At 63.0% G+C, this 18,946-nt stretch carries 19 protein-coding genes; 8 read left to right on the top strand and 11 right to left on the bottom strand.

Features of this window, described 5'->3' with window-relative positions:
• Positions 1-139: 139 nt before the first annotated feature.
• From ACVWY1_RS25625 to ACVWY1_RS25605, 5 genes are all read right to left on the bottom strand, one after another.
• The gene (locus tag ACVWY1_RS25625) at positions 140-673 is read right to left on the bottom strand and encodes a DUF3299 domain-containing protein (protein ID WP_457378929.1); all 534 of its coding nucleotides are present in this window, start codon (positions 671-673) and stop codon (positions 140-142) included.
• Positions 674-722: 49 nt separating this feature from the next.
• Positions 723-968, bottom strand: coding sequence for a GlsB/YeaQ/YmgE family stress response membrane protein (locus ACVWY1_RS25620; protein WP_023629866.1), 246 nt, complete (start codon positions 966-968; stop codon positions 723-725).
• A 96-nt stretch (positions 969-1,064) separates the two neighbouring features.
• Complete coding sequence (locus ACVWY1_RS25615) at positions 1,065-2,147, bottom strand: 5-(carboxyamino)imidazole ribonucleotide synthase (RefSeq protein WP_046857612.1); 1,083 nt, start codon at positions 2,145-2,147, stop codon at positions 1,065-1,067.
• Between the two features lie 11 nt (positions 2,148-2,158).
• A complete protein-coding gene (gene purE, locus ACVWY1_RS25610) occupies positions 2,159-2,650 on the bottom strand; it encodes a 5-(carboxyamino)imidazole ribonucleotide mutase (protein WP_031314848.1) in 492 nt (163 codons plus the stop codon).
• A 172-nt stretch (positions 2,651-2,822) separates the two neighbouring features.
• Complete coding sequence (locus tag ACVWY1_RS25605) at positions 2,823-3,752, bottom strand: LysR substrate-binding domain-containing protein (protein ID WP_457378928.1); 930 nt, start codon at positions 3,750-3,752, stop codon at positions 2,823-2,825.
• 181 nt (positions 3,753-3,933) lie between these two features.
• On the opposite strand from ACVWY1_RS25605, the gene aspA reads away from it, so the two are divergent.
• The 4 genes from aspA (at position 3,934) to ACVWY1_RS25585 (ending at position 8,778) form a co-directional block, all read left to right on the top strand.
• On the top strand, positions 3,934-5,358 hold the full coding sequence (gene aspA / locus ACVWY1_RS25600; protein WP_031314847.1) for an aspartate ammonia-lyase: 1,425 nt from the start codon (positions 3,934-3,936) through the stop codon (positions 5,356-5,358).
• Between the two features lie 167 nt (positions 5,359-5,525).
• Positions 5,526-6,518, top strand: coding sequence for an AraC family transcriptional regulator (locus ACVWY1_RS25595; protein ID WP_457378927.1), 993 nt, complete (start codon positions 5,526-5,528; stop codon positions 6,516-6,518).
• A gap of 113 nt (positions 6,519-6,631) precedes the next feature.
• Entirely contained in the window at positions 6,632-7,672 is a 1,041-nt protein-coding gene (locus ACVWY1_RS25590) for a histone deacetylase family protein (protein ID WP_457378926.1), read from the top strand.
• Between the two features lie 2 nt (positions 7,673-7,674).
• Positions 7,675-8,778: an extracellular solute-binding protein gene (locus tag ACVWY1_RS25585; protein ID WP_457378925.1), complete on the top strand. Its 1,104-nt coding sequence runs from the start codon at positions 7,675-7,677 to the stop codon at positions 8,776-8,778.
• Between the two features lie 110 nt (positions 8,779-8,888).
• Here ACVWY1_RS25585 and pdxR read toward each other — a convergent pair whose 3' ends face one another.
• Complete coding sequence (gene pdxR / locus ACVWY1_RS25580; protein WP_457378924.1) at positions 8,889-10,418, bottom strand: MocR-like pyridoxine biosynthesis transcription factor PdxR; 1,530 nt, start codon at positions 10,416-10,418, stop codon at positions 8,889-8,891.
• A 90-nt stretch (positions 10,419-10,508) separates the two neighbouring features.
• Between pdxR and ACVWY1_RS25575 the strand changes: the two genes are divergently transcribed.
• From ACVWY1_RS25575 to ACVWY1_RS25565, 3 genes are read left to right on the top strand one after another with little or no spacing between them, the layout of a single operon-like run.
• Entirely contained in the window at positions 10,509-11,138 is a 630-nt protein-coding gene (locus tag ACVWY1_RS25575) for an FMN-binding negative transcriptional regulator (protein WP_457378923.1), read from the top strand.
• 12 nt (positions 11,139-11,150) lie between these two features.
• Entirely contained in the window at positions 11,151-11,597 is a 447-nt protein-coding gene (locus ACVWY1_RS25570; protein ID WP_102685423.1) for a GNAT family N-acetyltransferase, read from the top strand.
• A gap of 7 nt (positions 11,598-11,604) precedes the next feature.
• Positions 11,605-12,276: a GNAT family N-acetyltransferase gene (locus ACVWY1_RS25565; RefSeq protein WP_277502419.1), complete on the top strand. Its 672-nt coding sequence runs from the start codon at positions 11,605-11,607 to the stop codon at positions 12,274-12,276.
• A gap of 60 nt (positions 12,277-12,336) precedes the next feature.
• Here ACVWY1_RS25565 and ACVWY1_RS25560 read toward each other — a convergent pair whose 3' ends face one another.
• From ACVWY1_RS25560 to ACVWY1_RS25545, 4 genes are all read right to left on the bottom strand, one after another.
• Positions 12,337-12,615 (bottom strand): helix-turn-helix domain-containing protein, encoded by a 279-nt coding sequence (locus ACVWY1_RS25560; RefSeq protein WP_102685425.1) that lies wholly within the window; start codon positions 12,613-12,615, stop codon positions 12,337-12,339.
• Positions 12,612-13,937: a type II toxin-antitoxin system HipA family toxin gene (locus ACVWY1_RS25555; protein ID WP_277502418.1), complete on the bottom strand. Its 1,326-nt coding sequence runs from the start codon at positions 13,935-13,937 to the stop codon at positions 12,612-12,614. Before ACVWY1_RS25555 ends, ACVWY1_RS25560 begins: the two co-directional genes overlap by 4 nt.
• A gap of 215 nt (positions 13,938-14,152) precedes the next feature.
• Positions 14,153-15,961, bottom strand: a complete 1,809-nt coding sequence (gene oadA / locus ACVWY1_RS25550; protein ID WP_102685427.1) for a sodium-extruding oxaloacetate decarboxylase subunit alpha — start codon at positions 15,959-15,961, stop codon at positions 14,153-14,155.
• 11 nt (positions 15,962-15,972) lie between these two features.
• Entirely contained in the window at positions 15,973-17,388 is a 1,416-nt protein-coding gene (locus ACVWY1_RS25545) for an acetyl-CoA carboxylase biotin carboxylase subunit (RefSeq protein WP_023630199.1), read from the bottom strand.
• Positions 17,389-17,577: 189 nt separating this feature from the next.
• Here ACVWY1_RS25545 and ACVWY1_RS25540 point away from each other — a divergent pair, with 189 nt between their 5' ends.
• Positions 17,578-18,540 carry a LysR family transcriptional regulator gene (locus ACVWY1_RS25540; protein ID WP_277502417.1) on the top strand — a complete coding sequence of 321 codons (963 nt, stop codon included), beginning with the start codon at positions 17,578-17,580 and terminating at the stop codon, positions 18,538-18,540.
• Here ACVWY1_RS25540 and ACVWY1_RS25535 read toward each other — a convergent pair.
• Positions 18,482-18,700 carry a PA3496 family putative envelope integrity protein gene (locus ACVWY1_RS25535; protein ID WP_081941302.1) on the bottom strand — a complete coding sequence of 73 codons (219 nt, stop codon included), beginning with the start codon at positions 18,698-18,700 and terminating at the stop codon, positions 18,482-18,484. The two genes, ACVWY1_RS25540 and ACVWY1_RS25535, sit on opposite strands and share 59 nt — an antisense overlap.
• Between the last annotated feature and the right edge of the window lie 246 nt (positions 18,701-18,946).

The following is an 18,946-nucleotide window of genomic DNA, read 5'->3' as shown; positions in this document are numbered from 1 at the left end:
TTGGTTTGCTACGCGCTCTCACCCTTTTTTTACCGCCGCCTGTAGGGCCCCTCGCGCCGCCACGCCGCCCCCCCCTTTTTGGGGGGGGGGGGGGGGGGCGCGGGCTGCCCGGCGATAGGGCCTCGACAGGAAAAATACCTTACAGATCCGCGTCTTCCACCACCCTCACCTTCCCCGCCTCCAACGCATACGCCGCATCCGCCAGGTCATTGCTGACTTTCTCCACCTTCAAGGTGCCGGTCACCCACAGCGGCGTGTAAATGTCGTCGATCTTCAACCCTTTCGGATACCGCACCAGCACCAGCTGGTTCGGTGGCGGCGGCGGTACATGGATGCACGCCCCTGGGTACGGCACCAGGAAAAACAGCGTGCTGTTGCCTTTGGCATCGCTCTCCAGCGGCACCGGATAACCACCCAGGCGGATCTGCCTGCCGTTCATGGCGGCCACGGTCTTGGTCGAGTACATCACCGCCGGCAGGCCTTTGCTCTGCTTCAACCCACCCTTGGCGGTGAAGGTGCCCAGGGCTTCCGGGGAGTTGTGGTCGATCTCGGGCATCTGCTCAAGCGCCTTCTGGTCCGACTTGGGCATCAGCTCCAGCCAGTCGGTCTCGGGCAGTTCGGCATGGGCCAGGGCGCTGACCAGCAACAGGGGAATGAGGAATAACGCACGCATGAAGATGCTCGGCAACTCTGGATGAATTGCCGGGCATTCTAACGGGAATTCAGCGTTTCTTGATGAAGCCGTAGATCACCAGCAGGATGATCGCGCCAACCAGGGCTCCGAAGAAGCCTGCAGCCTGCCCAGCCTGGTAGATGCCCAGGGCTTGTCCGCCGTAGGTGGCGGCCAAGGAACCGGCGATGCCGAGGAGGATGGTCATGATCCAGCCCATGCTGTCATCACCCGGTTTCAGGAAACGCGCCAGCAGGCCGACGATCAGGCCGATGAAGATGGTTCCAATGATGCCCATGGCAATCCCTCTGTGATGAACATGAAACATGCCAAAGCCTAGTCAGCGCTTTGGCATGCTGCCATCTCAGAGCGGCATTGCCCGGCAGAAGTTCGATCAGCCGGCGATCAACGCCTCTACTTCGGCAATCTTGGCCTTGAGGGTGGCCATGTCCTGGCAGCGCAGGGTGGCGTGGCCGACCTTGCGCCCGACCTTGAATGCCTTGCCGTAGTGGTGCAGGTGGCAGTCATCAATGGCGACCACCTTGTCCACCGCCGGCACTTCGCCGATGAAGTTGAGCATGGCGCTTTCGCCGACCTTGGCGGTCGAGCCCAGCGGCAGTCCGGCCACGGCGCGCAGGTGGTTCTCGAACTGGCTGCACTCGCTGCCTTCGATGGTCCAGTGCCCGGAGTTGTGCACACGCGGGGCAATTTCGTTGGCCTTCAGGCCACCGTCCACTTCGAAGAACTCGAAGGCCATTACACCGACGTAGTCGAGCTTCTGCAGCACGCGGCCGACGTAGTCTTCGGCCAGGGCCTGCAACGGGTGCGCCTCGCTGGCCACCGACAGGCGCAGGATGCCGCTGTCATGGGTGTTGTGCACCAGCGGGTAGAAGCGGGTTTCGCCGTCGCGGGCGCGCACGGCCACCAGCGACACTTCGCCGGTAAACGGCACGAAGCCTTCCAGCAGGCACGGCACGCTGCCCAGTTCGGCGAAAGTGTCGACCACGTCTTCGGGCTTGCGCAGGACCTTCTGGCCCTTGCCGTCGTAACCCAGGGTGCGGGTCTTGAGCACGGCCGGCAGGCCGATGCTGGCCACGGCGGCATCAAGGTCCGCTTGCGAGAGGATGTCGGCGAAGGCCGGGGTGGGAATACCCAGGTCGCGGAACATGCTCTTCTCGAACAGGCGGTCACGGGCGATGCGCAGGGCCTCGGCGCTCGGATAGACCGGGACGAACTGCGAGAGGAAGGCGACGGTCTCGGCCGGCACGCTTTCGAACTCAAAGGTCACCAGGTCGACTTCGTCGGCCAGCTGGCGCAGATGGTCCTGGTCACCGTAGTCGGCACGCAGGTGCTCGCCCAGCGGCGCGGCGCAGGCGTCCGGTGCCGGGTCGAGGAAAGCGAAGTTCATGCCCAGCGGAGTCCCCGCCAGGGCCAGCATGCGGCCCAGCTGGCCACCACCGATTACACCGATCTTCATGGGTTTCAGCCTCAAGCCTGACGCGGGTCTGGATTGTCCAGCACGGTGTCGGTCTGCTCGGTGCGGAACTGCTTGAGCGCCGCGTGGAACTGCGGGTGCTTGGCCCCGAGGATGCTCGCCGACAGCAAGGCTGCATTGATCGCGCCGGCCTTGCCGATGGCCAGGGTGGCGACCGGGACACCAGCAGGCATCTGCACGATCGACAGCAGCGAATCGACACCCGAGAGCATCGACGACTGCACCGGCACACCGAGCACCGGCAGGTGGGTCTTGGCGGCGCACATGCCCGGCAGGTGGGCGGCGCCACCGGCACCGGCGATGATCACTTCGATGCCGCGGCCTTCGGCCTCATCGGCGTACTGGAACAGCAGGTCCGGGGTGCGGTGGGCGGAAACCACCTTCACTTCGTAGGGAATGCCGAGTTTTTCCAGCATATCGGCGGTGTGGCTAAGGGTGGACCAATCGGACTTGGAGCCCATGATCACGCCAACCAGTGCACTCATCGTCGAGCCTCTTCGCTTGTGCGCCCGCAGGCGCGTCAAAAAACAACAAGCCACGCGGGACGACCGGCGTGGCTTGTTTGCTGATCATGACCGGAATCTATCCGGTCGAGGGGCCGCGCAGTATAGCGTAACGCGAGGCAATCACGGCACCCCCGGCGACCAACTGTCGGCCTTATTTTTCGGGGGTTTGGCTGACTTTCGGGTCAACTGAACCACCCTCCAGCTTGCGCCACAGCAAGCGCACGTTGGCCTTGCGCACCAAGGCACAGCGATACAGGCGGATTTCCAGCGGCACATGCCACTGGCTGCCACCGCAGATCGCCAGCTCGCCACGCTCCAGTTCACCGCGCATCGACAGTTTCGGGACCCAGGCGATGCCCATGCCTTCGAGCGCCATGCTCTTGAGACTGTCGGCCATGGCCGTTTCATAGACAGTGGTATAGCGCAGGTTGCGCTGGCGCAGCAGCAAGTTGACCGACCGGCCGAGGAAAGCGCCGGCACTGTAGGCCAGCAACGGCACGCTGGCCTCCCCCTCCAGGTCGAACAGCGGCTTGCCGTCGGGACCCACCGCACACACCGGGAGCATTTCGGTATTGCCCATATGCAGCGACGGGAAGATCTCGGCGTCCATCTGCAGCGCCGCGTCCGGGTCGTAGAAGGCCAGCATCAGGTCGCAGCCGCCTTCGCGTAATGCATGCACCGCATCACCGACGTTGGTGGCGACCAGGCGCGTGGCGATGTTCAAGCCTTCGTTGCGCAATTGCGCCACCCAGCGCGGGAAAAAGCCCGAGGCCAAGGAGTGCGCGGCCGAGACCTGGATCACCTCGCCCTGGCCGCCTTCCAGATGATGTAAATGGCGAAGAACTTCGCTCAACTGGTCGACAACAGTGCGCGCAGTGACGAGAAACAGCTGCCCCGCCTCGGTCAGCTCGATGGGTGTGCGGGAACGATTCACCAAGGTCAGCCCAAGCGCCGCTTCCAGGCTGCGTATGCGTCGGCTGAACGCCGGCTGGGTAACGAACCGGCGCTCGGCCGCTTGCGAGAAACTGCGGGTCGAGGCCAGGGCACTGAAGTCCTCCAGCCATTTGCTTTCGAGGTTCATCGACTACTCCGCACCGCGCGCACCAAAATGGAACACGCTCGATTGTCAATCGGCGTCACATCAAACCGTATGCCGTTTGCGCATAGGTTAGCGTGCAACAGCATTGGCCGCAAAATCTGGGCAGCCCTAGCATTGGCGCCATTCCGGCAGGTGCCGGGTCAAAATCGAGATGATATCCATCATGTCCTCCGCTGCATCGTTCCGCGTCGAAAAAGATCTGCTTGGTACCCTTGAAGTCCCTGCCGATGCCTACTACGGCATCCAGACTCTGCGCGCTGCCAACAACTTCCACCTCTCCGGTGTTCCGCTGTCGCACTACCCGAAACTGGTAGTCGGCCTGGCGATGGTCAAGCAGGCAGCTGCTGACGCCAACCGTGAGCTGGGGCACCTGAGCGATGCCAAGCACGCCGCGATCAGCGCAGCCTGCGCACGACTGATCAAAGGCGACTACCACGAGCAGTTCGTGGTGGACATGATTCAAGGCGGTGCTGGTACTTCCACCAACATGAACGCCAACGAAGTCATCGCCAACATCGCGCTGGAGGCCATGGGTCACCAGAAGGGTGAGTACCAGTACCTGCACCCGAACAACGATGTGAACATGGCGCAGTCGACCAACGACGCCTACCCGACCGCGATCCGTCTGGGTCTGCTGCTGGGCCACGACGCCCTGCTGGCCAGCCTCGACAGCCTGATCCAGGCCTTCGCTGCCAAAGGTAAAGAGTTCGACCACGTACTGAAGATGGGCCGTACCCAGCTGCAGGACGCCGTGCCGATGACCCTGGGCCAGGAATTCCGCGCCTTCGCCACTACCATGACCGAAGACCTGCAGCGCCTGCGCTCGCTGGCTCCGGAACTGCTGACCGAAATCAACCTGGGCGGCACCGCCATCGGTACCGGCATCAACGCCGACCCGGGCTACCAGATGCTGGCCGTACAGCGCCTGGCGATCATCAGCGGCCAGCCGCTGGTGCCGGCTGCCGACTTGATCGAAGCCACCTCCGACATGGGCGCCTTCGTGCTGTTCTCCGGCATGCTCAAGCGCACCGCGGTCAAGCTGTCGAAGATCTGCAACGACCTGCGCCTGCTGTCCAGCGGCCCACGCACCGGCATCAACGAGATCAACCTGCCGGCGCGCCAGCCAGGCAGCTCGATCATGCCAGGCAAGGTCAACCCGGTTATCCCTGAGGCCGTCAACCAAGTCGCCTTCGCCATCATGGGCAACGACCTGGCCCTGACCGTCGCCGCCGAAGGTGGCCAACTGCAGCTGAACGTGATGGAACCGCTGATCGCCTACAAGATCTTCGACTCGATCCGCCTGCTGCAACGCGCCATGGACATGCTGCGCGAGCACTGCATCGTCGGCATCACCGCCAACGAACAGCGCTGCCGTGAACTGGTCGAGCACTCGATCGGCCTGGTCACCGCCCTGAACCCGTACATCGGCTACGAAAACGCCACCCGTATCGCCCGCGTCGCCCTGGAAACCGGCCGCGGCGTACTGGAACTGGTGCGCGAAGAGAAGCTGCTGGACGAAGAGATGCTCAACGACATCCTGCGTCCGGAAAACATGATCGCTCCCCGTCTGGTTCCGCTGAAGGCGTAACCCAGACCGCTGCAAACAGTCTCACCAGGTCGAGGGACTAGACACCTCTCAACCTTTCAAGGGCCCGAGCGCATGCTACGGGCCCTTTTTTTATGCACGGAACAGGCACCTGCTGAACGGCACACAACTTGCTCGGTAATGCTCCCCAGCTCAACGGGATGCCGAGCATGCTGCACAGCCACCTCACCACCCTCAACGCCGTTTCGCTGATCCTCCAGGTGTTCCAGGAAGACGGCGTGGACGCGCAGCACATGCTCGCCGGCAGCGGCATAGGCCCCGCAGACCTGGGCCACGCCGATGCGCGCATCACCACCCAGCAGGAACTGCAGGTCTGCGCCAACGCCGTGTCCAGGCGCCAGGACATCGGCCTGGAACTAGGCCGGCGCATGCACGTGTCGTGCTACGGCATGCTCGGTTACGCCCTGCTCTCCAGTGCCACTTTGGGTGACGCCCTGCGCCTGGCGCTAACCTTTCCGGCACTGCTGGGAACAGTTTTCCAGCTACGCCTGGTGGACGATGGCCAGCGCGTGTGGCTCAGCGCCAGCGACCATTACGACGCGCCTGGGCTGGCCGCCTTCAATGCCGAATTCTGCCTGCTGTCGCTGAAAGTGATCTGCGACGACCTGCTCGGCCGCCAGCTACCGTTGCTGGCGGCCCGTTTCGAACACCCGCGCCCTAGCTATCACGCGCTCTATGACCGTGCATTCCAGTGCCCGCTCGGCTTCGGCGCCAGCGACAACGCCTTCGCCTTCGAACGACGCTGGCTGGACATGCCCCTGCCCCTGGCCGACCCGATTACCCACAAGGCCATGGGCGAACGCTGCCGGCGCCTCAACCTGGAGTTCACCGGCCGCCAGGCGTGGCTTGGGCGCATTCGCCAGCTGCTGCTGCGGCAACTGGATGCCGCGCCTGGGCTGGAAGGTTTGGCACGGCAGATGAACTGCTCGTCGCGCACACTGCGCCGGCATTTGCAGGCGCTGGGCAGCAGTTATCAACAGCTCCTCGACGAGCTGCGCTTCGAGCGGGCCAAGCAGTTGCTGGCCGAGGACCAGATGCCGATCTACCGCATTGCCGAAACATTGGGGTTCAGCGAGACCGCGAGCTTCCGGCATGCCTTCCAGCGCTGGAGCGGCGTGGCGCCCAGCCATTTTCGCGGTTGACCGGTTGCGGACGGCTTGGCCACATCGATCCCCTTTTGGCCGTTTGCGACGTTCTCCAGTACCGGGCAGTCCGTAAAAATGGCTCCACGCCAGTGAATACGGAGAACAACAACGTGCTGACGATCTATTCCGATGACCACCGCCTGCACCATGGCCGCTGCGAGCTTATCGACGGCAAGCTGATGCCCTGTTTCGAAATGCCGTCGCGCGCCGACCACGTCCTGGAGCGCGTCAAGCAGCGCAACCTCGGGCCCGTGCAGGGCCCCGTCGACTTCGGCCGCGCACCGCTGCAGCGCATCCACAGTGCCGACTACCTGGATTTCTTCGAAGGTGCCTGGGACCGTTGGGCCGCGCTTGGCCAGGAAGGTGACCTGCTGCCGTTCACCTGGCCAGCGCGCACCCTGCGCCAGGTCAAACCCAGCGGCCTGCACGGCGAGCTCGGTTACTACAGCTTCGACGCCGGCGCACCGATCACCGCCGGCACCTGGCAGGCCGCCTACAGCGCCGCCCAGGTCGCCCTGACCGCCCAGGCCGCGATCCAGCAAGGCGCCCATGCCGCCTTCGCCCTGTGCCGGCCGCCAGGGCACCACGCCGCAGGCGAAGTGATGGGGGGTTACTGCTACCTCAACAACGCAGCCATTGCCGCCCAGGCCTTCATCGACCAAGGCCGGCGCAAGGTGGCGATCCTCGACGTCGACTACCACCACGGCAACGGCACCCAGGATATTTTCTATACCCGCAACGACGTGTTCTTCGCCTCGATCCACGGCGACCCACAGGACGAGTTCCCGTTCTTCCTCGGCTACGCCGACGAGACCGGCGAAGGTACCGGCGAGGGCTGCAACATCAATTATCCGCTGCCTGCCGGCAGCGACTGGGCGGACTGGAGCGCGGCCTTGGAGGACGCCTGCCAGCGCATCGCCGCCTTCAATGCCGATGTGCTGGTGATCTCCCTTGGCGTGGATACCTTCAAGGACGACCCCATCTCCCAGTTCAAGCTCGACAGTCCCGACTACCTGGCGATGGGCAAGCGCATCGCCCAGCTGGGCAAGCCGACCTTGTTCGTGATGGAGGGCGGCTACGCTGTGGAGGAAATCGGCATCAACGCGGTCAATGTGCTGGAAGGCTTCCAGCAGGCCCAGCCAGGAGCGTGAACATGACCCGACTCAAATGTCTGCTCGCCCCGCTCATCGCCACCGGCCTGTTCACCGGCGCACTCCAGGCACACGCCGAACAGAGCACCCTGCGGGTGTACAACTGGTTCGACTACATCACCCCGCAAACCCTGGTCGACTTCCAGAAGGACAGCGGGGTCAAGCTGATCTACGACATCTTCGACACCAACGAAGCACTGGAAGCCAAGCTGCTTACCGGCAACTCCGGCTATGACGTGGTGGTGCCGTCCAACGTGTTCCTCGCCAAGCAGATCGAGGCTGGGGTTTTCCAGCCCCTTGACCGCGGCAAGCTGCCCAACTGGCAGCATCTGGACCCGGCACTGATGAAACTGATCGAAGCCAACGACCCCGGCAACAAGTTTGCCGTGCCTTACATGTACGGCACGGTGCTGATCGGCTTCAACCCAGACAAAGTCAAGGCCGTGCTCGGCGACGACGCACCGGTGGACAGCTGGGACCTGATCTTCAAGGAAGAGAACATCGCCAAGCTCAAGCAATGCGGCGTGGCCCTACTTGATTCGCCGTCGGAGATCCTGCCGCTGGCGCTGTCGTACCTGGGGCTGGACCCTAACAGCGGCAAGCCGGCCGACTATCAAAAAGCCCAGGATCTGCTGCTGAAGATCCGCCCGCATGTAACCTACTTCCACTCGTCCAAGTACATGGCCGACATCGCCAATGGTGATATCTGTGTGGCGGTGGGCTACTCGGGCAGCTTCTCCCAGGCCGCGAATCGGGCTCGCGAAGCGAAGAACGGCGTGGTGGTGGACATGCGCCTGCCCAAGGAAGGCGCACCGATCTGGTTCGACATGCTGGCGATCCCCAAGAACGCGGCCAACCCTGAAGATGCCCACACATTCATCAACTACCTGTTGCGACCAGAAGTGATCGCGCCGATCAGCGACTTCGTCGGCTACCCGAACCCGAACAAGGATGCGACCGACAAGGTCAGCCCGGCGATCCGCAACAATCCAAACCTGTACCCGACGGCGGAGGCAATGGCCAAGTTGTACACGCTCAAGCCGTTGCCACGGGATGCCGAGCGGGCACGGACGCGTGCCTGGACCAAGATCAAGTCCGGCACCTGATGTTTTTGGGGCTGCTCTGCAGCCCATCGCCGGCAAGCCGGCTCCCACAAAGAAATGTGCAATTCCTGTGGGAGCCGGCTTGCCGGCGATGGGTCGCAGAGCGGCCCCATTCAATCTCGCCAGGCCTTGCGCAGGCGCATCAAAGCCTGCGCAATCTCCCCTTCTGGCACTGCCGCGAATCCCAGTACCAGCCCTGTCCTCGCATCCGCAGGCTCCGCGCTGTCCTCCAGCCAGTAGCTGCTCAGCGGAGTGACCTCCACCCCCACCGCCTCCGCCCGCGCAACCAGCTCCTGCTCCCGCGCCAAGTTATCCACAGCTACCTTCACATGCAGCCCTGCTGCGACGTCCGGCATTGCCCCCAGCCCCGGTACCTCCACCGGCCAACCGGCCTTCAGCACATTCCTGCGGGCCAACGCCGCCCGGCGCATACGGCGGATATGTCGCTGGAAATGCCCTTGGGCCATGAACTGCGCCATGACACATTGCGTGCCGACTTCCGAGTGACGCACCGCCAGCGCCTTGGCCTGGCTGAATGCCCGCACCAGGCGCCTGGGCAGCACCAGGTAACCCAGCCGCAAAGCCGGAAAGGCGATCTTGCCGAACGTTCCCACGTACAACACCCGGCCCTGCCGATCCAGTGCCGCCAGCGGCGCCAAAGGCGCACCGCTGTAGCGGTACTCGCCATCGTAATCGTCCTCGACGACCCAGCCGTCCTGGCGCTCGGCCCAGGCCAGCAACGCCAGGCGCCGGGCCAGGCTCATGGTCACACCGGTAGGGTACTGGTGAGCCGGGGTCACGTAAGCCAGCCTGCAATCCGGCAGCTCGGCCAGGCGCGCACAGTCCATGCCCTCTTCATCTACCGGCACGCCCCTGACCCTTGCCCCCGCCAGGGCGAAGGCGTGCCCGGCAGCGCGGTAGCCCGGGTTTTCCACAGCCACCCCGTCACCAGGCTGCAACAGCAACTGTGCACAAAGGCTGATCGCCTGCTGCGCACCACTGGTGATCACAATTTGTTCAGCACTGCAGGAAAGCCCTCGCGACCGACGCAGATAGGTGGCGATCAATTCACGCAACGGCAGCTCCCCTGCCGAGTCGCCATAACCGAGCTGCGCCGGATCGGGATTTCGCCAGAAACCCGCTTGCAGCTTGGCCCAGACCTCGAAAGGAAACAGGTCAAACGCTGGCAGACCAACCCTGAAAGCCCTCGGCGCGTCGCCTTTGGGCGGCGGCAAATGGTGCTTTTCCAGACGCAGCAATGGCTCACTACGCCCTGCGAAACTGGATAAATCCTCAGTATCAGGCGCTTCAAATGTGGATAAATCTGTTGATAACCCCCGGGATAACCCTGTGGACAGTTGTGTGGATAGTTTTCCCAGGCGGCTTACATAGGTGCCATCGCCTACCCGGCTTTCGATGAAGCCCTCGGCATACAACTGGTCATAGGCACGCACCACGCTGTTGCGCGACAACGCCAGCACCGCCGCGAGGTCACGGGTGGCAGGCAGCCGTGCTCCGCCTTCCAGGCGCCCATCCAGCACGCGCGCGCGCAAGGCCTGGTAGAGCTGCTGGCTGAGCCCGCGACGGCGATCCAGGACAATCCCGGCAGGATCGAAAGGCAACGCGTAGGTACGTTCGCTCATGGCATTGGACCTATGAAAACAGTCATGAATGGCTCTTACACCGAACCATTAGCCTGCCTAGGATGAAGCCACAGCACAAGGAACACCGGCATGTACAACAGCAAACCGCATCAGGAACATGACCTTGGCCGCCTGCACCAGCACATGCTGCACACCCGCCTGGCAACGCTGGTTAGCCACGGTGAACACGGGCTGCTGGCCACCCACCTGCCGGTGCTGGTCGCCACCGGCGAGGGCGAATTCGGCACGGTCTACGGCCACCTCGCCCGGGCCAACCAGCAATGGCAGGACCTGGCACAAGGCGCTGAAGCCTTGCTGGTATTCCCCGGCGCCGACGCCTATGTCAGCCCCGGCTACTACCCGAGCAAGGCCGACAACCCCAAGGTGGTGCCCACCTGGAACTATATGGCGGTGCATGCCTGGGGCCCGGTGGAGGTGATCCACGAGCCGACACAATTGCTGGACATCGTCAGCCGCCTGACCGCCCGCCATGAGCAAGGCCGCGCAGCACCGTGGAACGTCGCCGATGCTCCGGCTGACTACCTTGACGGCATGCTCCGCGCCATCGTCGGTATCCGCCTGCCGATCGCCCGCCTGCAGGGCGCACGCAAGCTCAGTCAGAACCGTTCGGCGCAAGATATCGCCGGGGTCCGCGAAGGCCTGGCCGCCAGCGCCGACCCTGTGGATAACCAACTCGCCGCGCACATGCGCGACCTCTGAAGGAAAAACCCCATGACAGCCATCACTCTGCGCCCGGTTCGCGCCGAAGACCATGCCGCCTGGCTGCCCTTGTGGCAGGCCTATCTGCGCTTCTACCAGACCGAACTGCCCGGCGCCGTCAACTCCAGCACCTGGCAACGCCTGCTCGATGCAGACGAGCCGACCCACTCGACGTTGGCCTGGGTCGACGGCAAGGCAGTGGGGATGGTCAACTTCATCTACCATCGTTCCAACTGGAGCATCGAGAACTCCTGCTACTTGCAGGACCTCTACGTGGACAGTGAAATACGTGGCCTAGGCATCGGCCGGCAGCTCATCGAGCATGTCTACGCCACGGCCAAGGCCGCCGGCTGCATCAAGGTGCACTGGCTGACCCACGAGACCAACGCCACCGCCATCAGCTTGTACGAGCAGGTCGCCGAGCGCCCGGGCTTCATCCAATTCCGCAAAGCACTGTAGGCCGCACATGAACGACGCATTGAACTGGAAACCCGCCGGTACGCCCAAGGCCGAGCCCATCGAAGGCCGTTTCATCCGCCTGGAGAAGCTTGACCCGGCGCGCCATGGCAACGACCTTTGGGATGTACTGCAAGGTCCAGGTTCGGACCCGGTACTGTGGGACTACCTGCCCTACGGCCCATTCGCCGAACGCGCCAGCTTCGACCGCTGGCTGGAAGGCAACGCCGCCAGCCGCGACCCCCTGTTCTACAGTGTGATCGACCGCGCCAACGGTCAGGTTCAGGGCATCCTCAGCTACATGTCGATCGTCCCCGAACAGGGCCGCTTCGAGATCGGCCACATCGCCTTCGGCGCCGCCATGCAACGCACACCCAAGGGCACCGAGGCGGTTTACCTTTTGAGCAAGCTGGGCTTCGAGCTGGGCAATCGCCGGCTGGAATGGAAGTGCAACGACGCCAATGCCCGCTCCAAGCGCGCGGCCGAGCGCTTTGGTTTTGTGTTCGAGGGCGTGTTCCGCAACCACATGGTGGTCAAGGACCGCAACCGGGATACGACCTGGTATTCGATTACCGACGCCGAATGGCCGGCGGTGGCGGTGGGGTTCGAGCGCTGGTTGAGCGTGGATAACCAACAACCTGAAGGTCAGGTGAGGACGCTGGAGGCCTGTCGCCTGGGCTGATCTCATCGCGGGGCAGGCTCCCACGGTAATGCGTGGGAGCAGACTTGTACCACAAGGCCATCATCTGATCTGACGTCGACGCGTGACCACGCCCATCTGCAGACCGAACGGCTTGAATACCGCATTCAGCGATTTGAGCGTAGGGTTGCCCTCCCCCTGTTCGATCTGGATCAATGTGCGGACCGAAATCTTGCACATCCGCGCAAACTGGGTCTGCTGCATCTTCGCCACTTCCGTACGCAGCCGCCTGACCGCTGCGCCAAGCTCCAGGCTGCCGTCGGCGATGCCTTCACGCACACCGTCGATCAACAACCCGCGAGCATCAATGGATACCGTCATGCCAACCCCCACTCGGCTATCCGCCGCTCAAGCTTGCCCAGCGCAATAGCCGGGTGATTCATGACCCGGCTTGCCAATCCCAGTTCGCTCAGGATATCGGGCAATGCCAGCAACTGGCGGGCATCCTCGCGCAAACGCTGGTACGCCTGCTCCGGGTCAATGAACGTAGCCAGGGCGTTGCACACCGACAACCAGTCGATTTCACCAGCCCGCTCGCTCGTCGCTGGCCATTTGGTTGTCCGTGTTACCCCCTCCTGATCCATCACCATCGGCGCAAGGTCATAGATTGGCGCCATACGCACCGCATCGCGGGTGCGGATGATGGCAGTATTGCGTCCATGGTTGTCGGCGTTGCCCAGGATCTTGTTGATCAGGTCTCGGCGCAGATAATCCGTAATCAGCCCAGGCACCTGATCCGACTGCCCGGCCTCACGCCATAGCGCGACAAGGGTATCGATCACCTCCAGGTGGCCCATGCGGCTGCCGGGCTCGGTTATACCGCACAGCGAGTAGACCGACTCCACAGCAAGGCGCTGCACTCCCTCTGCGGACACCTGACGATCGAAGCGCTCCATCCAGAGGCTGGGCTTGCGGCCCTCCTCCAACGCCATGTGTTCACTGGCTACCGTATCAATACCTAAACGCTGCAAGGCTTTGTAGTAGAGGTGCTCGGCTCGCAGAATCTCCTGGTCATCGACCAGTGCCTGGTTTCTGGCGAACTTGATGAACCAGTGACGGCGGGCGTGCTCGTCGGCAAGCACGGCATCCGGGTACAACTGCCCGCTTTCGTCCTCTGTCATCAACAGCTTCGGCGCTTCACCGCCAGCACCGGTCGCACCGCCAATGGCCGCTCCCTGCTCATAGGCGTACTCGAGAAAGCGCTGATCCCGGGAAACGACATCCTCGCGGGTAAAACCGATGGGGTTTGCCAGATCCAGTTGCTCGAAGGACTCCTTGATACGCAGGTTACCAATCGGCGCAGGGGTGGAGCGCGCAAGCAGAAACAGGTCTTCTCCCATGCCAGCCGGCCTCTCGCGGCCAATATGCTTGAGCAGGAAGCGTTTGGCGGCACCGGCAGGGGCGATGTCGTAAAGGAATGCAGGGGCGTGGGGCAGGCGATGGCTGCCAAAATCCACCGGCAGCCTTGCACTCGCCGCTTGGCAGAATAGGCTGTCATAGCCATCTGGATTCGCCCTGACGTAGTCGGACAGGTAGCCAAACTCGCAAGGGCTGGCGAGGCTGTGCTCCGGCTGTGCGAAGGTCATTGCCAGGGCGTCCTGCCACTTGCCGTAGACATGGAGCTGGAGCGTAAGTCTGTGCATGGGCCGCCTGTGATTGACTGCATGTGAACGGGTCAACCATTCATTCGATATGCAGCTTAGTGCAGATTTTTACAGAAACTCAATAAATAATCTGCATTAAAATGCATAAACTATAAAGCCACACATCTCATTCTGCAAAATAGTGCAGATTGAATGACAAAAAAAGGGGAGCATCCGCTCCCCAGAGGTTAACCGCTTTTAGATGAAGGCTTGTGTCAGCCTTCAATCTCGATCAGGATTTCGCCCGGGGTCACCCGGTCGCCCTTGGCCACGTGGATGGCCACGACCTTGCCGGCGATCGCCGCCTGCACTTCGGTCTCCATCTTCATCGCCTCGGTGATCAGCACCGCCTGGCCGGCCTTGACCACGTCGCCTTCCTTGACCAGCACATCGACGATGTTGCCCGGCATGCTGGTGCTGACGTGGCCCGGCGCGCTGGCCTGCTTGCGCTTGCTGCCGCCACCGCCGACGAATTCGTTGAGCGGCTCGAACACCACTTCTTCCGGCATGCCGTCGATGGACAGGTAGAAGTGGCGCTTGCCTTCGGCCTTCACGCCGACACCGGTGATATCGACGCGGTAGGTTTCACCGTGGACATCGATGACGAACTCGGTCGGCACGCCTTCACCGCCCACCGCCCCCACCGCGCCGGCTTCCGGAATCGGCAGCAAGGCTTCTGGCTTGAGGGTGCCGGCTTCACGCTCCTCGAGGAACTTGCGGCCGATGTCGGGGAACATGGCGAAGGTCAGCACGTCTTCCTCGGAGTGAGCGAGGCTGCCGATGTCGGCGCGCAGCTTGGCCATCTCCGGCTTGAGCAGGTCGGCCGGGCGCACGTCGATCACGTCCTCGCTGCCGATCGCCTGGCGTCGCAGTTGCTCGTTGACCACACCGGGGGCTTTGCCGTAGCCGCCTTGCAGGTACAGCTTCACTTCATTGGTGATGGTCTTGTAGCGCTCGCCGGCCAGCACGTTGAAGAACGCCTGGGTGCCAACGATCTGCGAGGTCGGGGTCACCAGCGGCGGGAAGCCAAGGTCTTCGCGCACCCGCGGGATCTCCGCCAGCACCTCGTTCATGCGGTTGAGCGCGCCCTGCTCCTTGAGCTGGTTGGCCAGGTTGGAAATCATCCCGCCCGGTACCTGGTTGACCTGCACGCGGGTGTCCACGGCGGTGAACTCGCTTTCGAACTGGTGGTACTTCTTGCGCACGGCGTAGAAGTACAGGCCGATCTCCTGCAGCAGCTCGAGGTCCAGGCCGGTGTCGAATTCACTGCCCTTGAGCGCGGCGACCATCGATTCGGTGCCCGGGTGGCTGGTGCCCCAGGCGAAGCTGGAGATCGCGGTGTCGATGTGGTCAACGCCGTTCTCGACGGCCTTGAGCTGGCACATCGCGGCCAGGCCGGCGGTGTCGTGGGAGTGGATGAACACCGGCAATGACTGCTCGGCTTTCAGTGCCTTGACCAACTCGCCGGTGGCGAAAGGCGTCAACAGGCCAGCCATGTCCTTGATCGCCACCGAGTCGCAACCCATGGCTTCCATCTGCTTGGCCTGCTGCACGAAGGCATCGACGGTATGCACCGGGCTGGTGGTGTAGGCGATGGTGCCCTGGGCGTGCTTGCCGGCGGCTTTCACCGCTTCGATGGCCACGCGCAGGTTACGCACATCGTTCATGGCGTCGAAGATGCGGAACACGTCGATGCCATTGACCGCGGCCTTGGCAACGAAGGCCTTGACCACGTCGTCGCTGTAATGGCGGTAGCCCAGCAGGTTCTGTCCACGCAGGAGCATCTGCAGCCGAGTGTTGGGCAGCGCGGCACGCAGCTTGCGCAGGCGCTCCCACGGGTCTTCCTTGAGGAAGCGCACGCAGGCGTCGAAGGTGGCGCCGCCCCAGACTTCCAGCGACCAGTAGCCGACTTTGTCGAGCTTGTCGCAGATCGGCAGCATGTCTTCGGTGCGCATGCGGGTGGCCAGCAGGGACTGGTGGGCGTCGCGCAGGATCGTGTCGGTAACAAAGATTTTCTTGGACATTATTCGGTTCCTCACAGGCCTGCGTGGGCGGCGATGGCGGCGGCGATGGCCAGGGCCAGCTCTTCGGGTTTGCGCTTGATCGAGTAGTTGGTCAGTTCAGGGTGGCTTTCGACGAAGCTGGTGTTGAACTGGCCGCTACGGAATTCCGGGTTGCGCAGGATTTCCTGGTAGTACGCGGCAGTGGTCTTGACCCCCTGCAGGCGCATGTCGTCCAGGGCCCGCAGGCCGCGGTCCATGGCTTCTTCCCAGGTCAACGCCCAGACCACCAGTTTCAGGCACATGGAGTCGTAGAACGGGGGAATGGTGTAGCCGGTGTAGATCGCCGTGTCGGTACGCACACCCGGGCCACCCGGGGCGTAGTAGCGGGTGATCTTGCCGAAGCTGGGCAGGAAGTTGTTCTTCGGGTCCTCGGCGTTGATGCGAAACTGCAAGGCAAAGCCGCGGTGCTGGATGTCTTCCTGCTTGATCGACAGCGGCAGGCCGGAGGCGATGCGGATCTGCTCGCGAACGATGTCGATGCCGGTGATTTCCTCGGTGATGGTGTGTTCCACCTGCACCCGGGTGTTCATCTCCATGAAGTACACCTCGCCATCGGCGAGCAGGAACTCCACGGTACCGGCGTTCTCGTAGTCCACCGCCTTGGCCGCGCGCACGGCCAGGTCGCCGATGTAGGCACGCTGCTCAGGGGTCAGCTGCGGGCTCGGGGCGATCTCGATGAGTTTCTGGTTGCGGCGCTGGATCGAGCAGTCGCGCTCGAACAGGTGCACCACGTTGCCGAAGCTGTCACCGAGAATCTGCGCCTCGATGTGCTTGGGGTTGACGATGCACTTTTCCAGGAACACTTCCGCCGAACCGAAGGCCTTGGTGGCCTCGGAAATCACCCGGGGGAAGTTCTGTTCCAGTTCCTCGCGGCTGTTGCAGCGGCGAATACCGCGCCCGCCGCCACCGGAGGTGGCCTTGAGCATCACCGGGTAACCGATGCGGTCACCTTCCTGCAAGGCTTCATGAATATCGGCGACGTTGCCTTCGGTACCGGGGGTGACCGGCACGCCGGCCGCGATCATGGTGCGGCGCGCTTCGGTCTTGTCACCCATGCGGCGAATGACATCGGCGGCCGGGCCGATGAACTTGATCCCGCGTTCAGCGCAGATCTCCGCCAGTTCGGCGTTTTCCGACAGGAAACCGTAGCCGGGATGCAAGGCATCGCAGCCGGTCTCGACAGCAAGGTTCACCAGCTTGCGCGGGTTCAGGTAGCCGGCCAGGGGCTCGGCACCGATGCTGTAGGCCTCGTCGGCGCGCTTGACGTGCAAGGCGTGGCGGTCGGCGTCGGAGTAGATCGCCACGGAGCGAATGCCCATCTCGGCGCAGGCACGCACGATCCGTACTGCAATCTCACCCCGGTTGGCGATCAGGATTTTTGTTATCACTGGAGTCTTCCCAAAGCCGTAGGAACAGACGATCCGGTTCTACCGGTCGGCGCGTGACCAGACGTCGCTGGCCAGTCGCATATTCACCCTAGCGCTGACGGTCGATAAACAAAAATCAATATTTGTTAGAGGCAGCATAAGCAAAAGCTTATAGTTGGGTAACAAGGTTTTGCCGGAGTACTGAAAAAAATGCGCAAGTCATTGATGCGTATGACTTTACGTCAGTTACAGATCTTCAACGAAGTGTGTGATTTGCGCTCCTACAGCCGGGCGGCCGAGGAGATGGCGCTGACGCAACCCGCCGTTAGTCTACAGATCCGCCAGCTCGAGGAGCTGGTTGGCCAGCCGCTGTTCGAGTATGTCGGCAAGAAGCTCTACCTGACCGAGGCCGCCGAAGCGCTGCAACGCGCCAGCCGGGATATCTTCGGGCGCCTGGAGAACCTCGACATGCAGCTGTCGGACATGCAGGGCTCACTGCAGGGCCAGCTGAAACTGGCGATCGAGTCCAGCGCCAAGTACTTCGTGCCACACCTGTTCGCCGCCTTCAAGCAGCGCCACCCGGAGGTCAACCTCACCCTGACGGTGGTCAACCGTGCCCAGGCGATCAGGCGCCTGTCGGACAACCGTGACGACCTGGTCATCATGTCCATGGTGCCCCAGGACATGGGCCTCGAGTTCCTGCCGTTCCTGAACAACCCGATCGTCGCCGTGGCACCGCCGCAACACCCGTTGTGCAAGCCGGACAGCCTGCGCCTGCAGGATCTCGAGCCGCACACCTTGCTGGTCCGTGAACAGGGTTCGGGCACCCGCAAGGCCTGCGAGGAGTTTTTCAAGGACAAGCGCGTGCATTTCACCCAGACCCTCGAGGTGGCCTCCACCGATGCCCAGCGCGAATGTGTGGTGGCCGGGCTGGGCATTGCCCTGCTGACCCGCCATGCGGTCAACATGGAACTGGCCACCGGCGTGCTCAGGGAGTTACCAGTGGAAGAGCTGCCGTTGTACCGCAGCTGGTGCCTGGTGCAATCCCGGAGCAAGCGGCAATCGCCGGTGGCCCTGGCGTTCCAAGCATTCATTCGCAGCGAACGCGCAATGATCAGCGGGCTTGTTGAGCGTTTCTCGGGGAAGTTGCCGCCGATACCTGCCACACCGTGAGGTCCTGCAGATCAGGGTAGTCGGCCAGTTCGCGCAGCAACTGGCGCTGGTCGCAATAGCATTCGATCGCGCGGCGGTACTCCATGCGGCGCTGATCCTTTTCCTGCTGCTTGCGAGCCTTGGCGTTGGGTTGGTACACACCGTCGTGATCACGTGCCATTGCCTGTCTCCCAGAAAGGATGCGGGAGTTTCAGGGTGGGCCTTGGGGTTTACGGTTTAACGGTGAAAGGATGACAAAACCGTGAAGCTTGAGGAGAAGGCAACGTGGGAGCGGGGGTGGCCCCCCCGGTGGGGATAGCGGGGGGCCCCCCCCCCCACCCCAACAACTGGGGGGGGGGGTTGCGCCCGCAGGGGTTTAGTGCAAACAACCGCGCTGCGGGGGCAACAAAGAGCCCAAACGCGCGGC

Source organism: Pseudomonas sp. TE6288, from assembly GCF_054062095.1.
The sequence above is the reverse complement of the archived record's forward strand: the minus strand, read 5'-3'. Positions and strand labels throughout refer to the sequence as shown.

Bases quoted from the DNA above. Each gene is read 5' to 3' on its own strand.
- ACVWY1_RS25625 (WP_457378929.1), bottom strand. From the start codon at position 673: ATGCGTGCGTTATTCCTCATTCCCCTGTTGCTGGTCAGCGCCCTGGCC.
- ACVWY1_RS25620 (WP_023629866.1), bottom strand. From the start codon at position 968: ATGGGCATCATTGGAACCATCTTCATCGGCCTGATCGTCGGCCTGCTG.
- ACVWY1_RS25615 (WP_046857612.1), bottom strand. From the start codon at position 2,147: ATGAAGATCGGTGTAATCGGTGGTGGCCAGCTGGGCCGCATGCTGGCC.
- purE (WP_031314848.1), bottom strand. From the start codon at position 2,650: ATGAGTGCACTGGTTGGCGTGATCATGGGCTCCAAGTCCGATTGGTCC.
- ACVWY1_RS25605 (WP_457378928.1), bottom strand. From the start codon at position 3,752: ATGAACCTCGAAAGCAAATGGCTGGAGGACTTCAGTGCCCTGGCCTCG.
- aspA (WP_031314847.1), top strand. From the start codon at position 3,934: ATGTCCTCCGCTGCATCGTTCCGCGTCGAAAAAGATCTGCTTGGTACC.
- ACVWY1_RS25595 (WP_457378927.1), top strand. From the start codon at position 5,526: ATGCTGCACAGCCACCTCACCACCCTCAACGCCGTTTCGCTGATCCTC.
- ACVWY1_RS25585 (WP_457378925.1), top strand. From the start codon at position 7,675: ATGACCCGACTCAAATGTCTGCTCGCCCCGCTCATCGCCACCGGCCTG.
- pdxR (WP_457378924.1), bottom strand. From the start codon at position 10,418: ATGAGCGAACGTACCTACGCGTTGCCTTTCGATCCTGCCGGGATTGTC.
- ACVWY1_RS25575 (WP_457378923.1), top strand. From the start codon at position 10,509: ATGTACAACAGCAAACCGCATCAGGAACATGACCTTGGCCGCCTGCAC.
- ACVWY1_RS25570 (WP_102685423.1), top strand. From the start codon at position 11,151: ATGACAGCCATCACTCTGCGCCCGGTTCGCGCCGAAGACCATGCCGCC.
- ACVWY1_RS25565 (WP_277502419.1), top strand. From the start codon at position 11,605: ATGAACGACGCATTGAACTGGAAACCCGCCGGTACGCCCAAGGCCGAG.
- ACVWY1_RS25560 (WP_102685425.1), bottom strand. From the start codon at position 12,615: ATGACGGTATCCATTGATGCTCGCGGGTTGTTGATCGACGGTGTGCGT.
- ACVWY1_RS25555 (WP_277502418.1), bottom strand. From the start codon at position 13,937: ATGCACAGACTTACGCTCCAGCTCCATGTCTACGGCAAGTGGCAGGAC.
- oadA (WP_102685427.1), bottom strand. From the start codon at position 15,961: ATGTCCAAGAAAATCTTTGTTACCGACACGATCCTGCGCGACGCCCAC.
- ACVWY1_RS25540 (WP_277502417.1), top strand. From the start codon at position 17,578: ATGCGCAAGTCATTGATGCGTATGACTTTACGTCAGTTACAGATCTTC.
- ACVWY1_RS25535 (WP_081941302.1), bottom strand. From the start codon at position 18,700: ATGGCACGTGATCACGACGGTGTGTACCAACCCAACGCCAAGGCTCGC.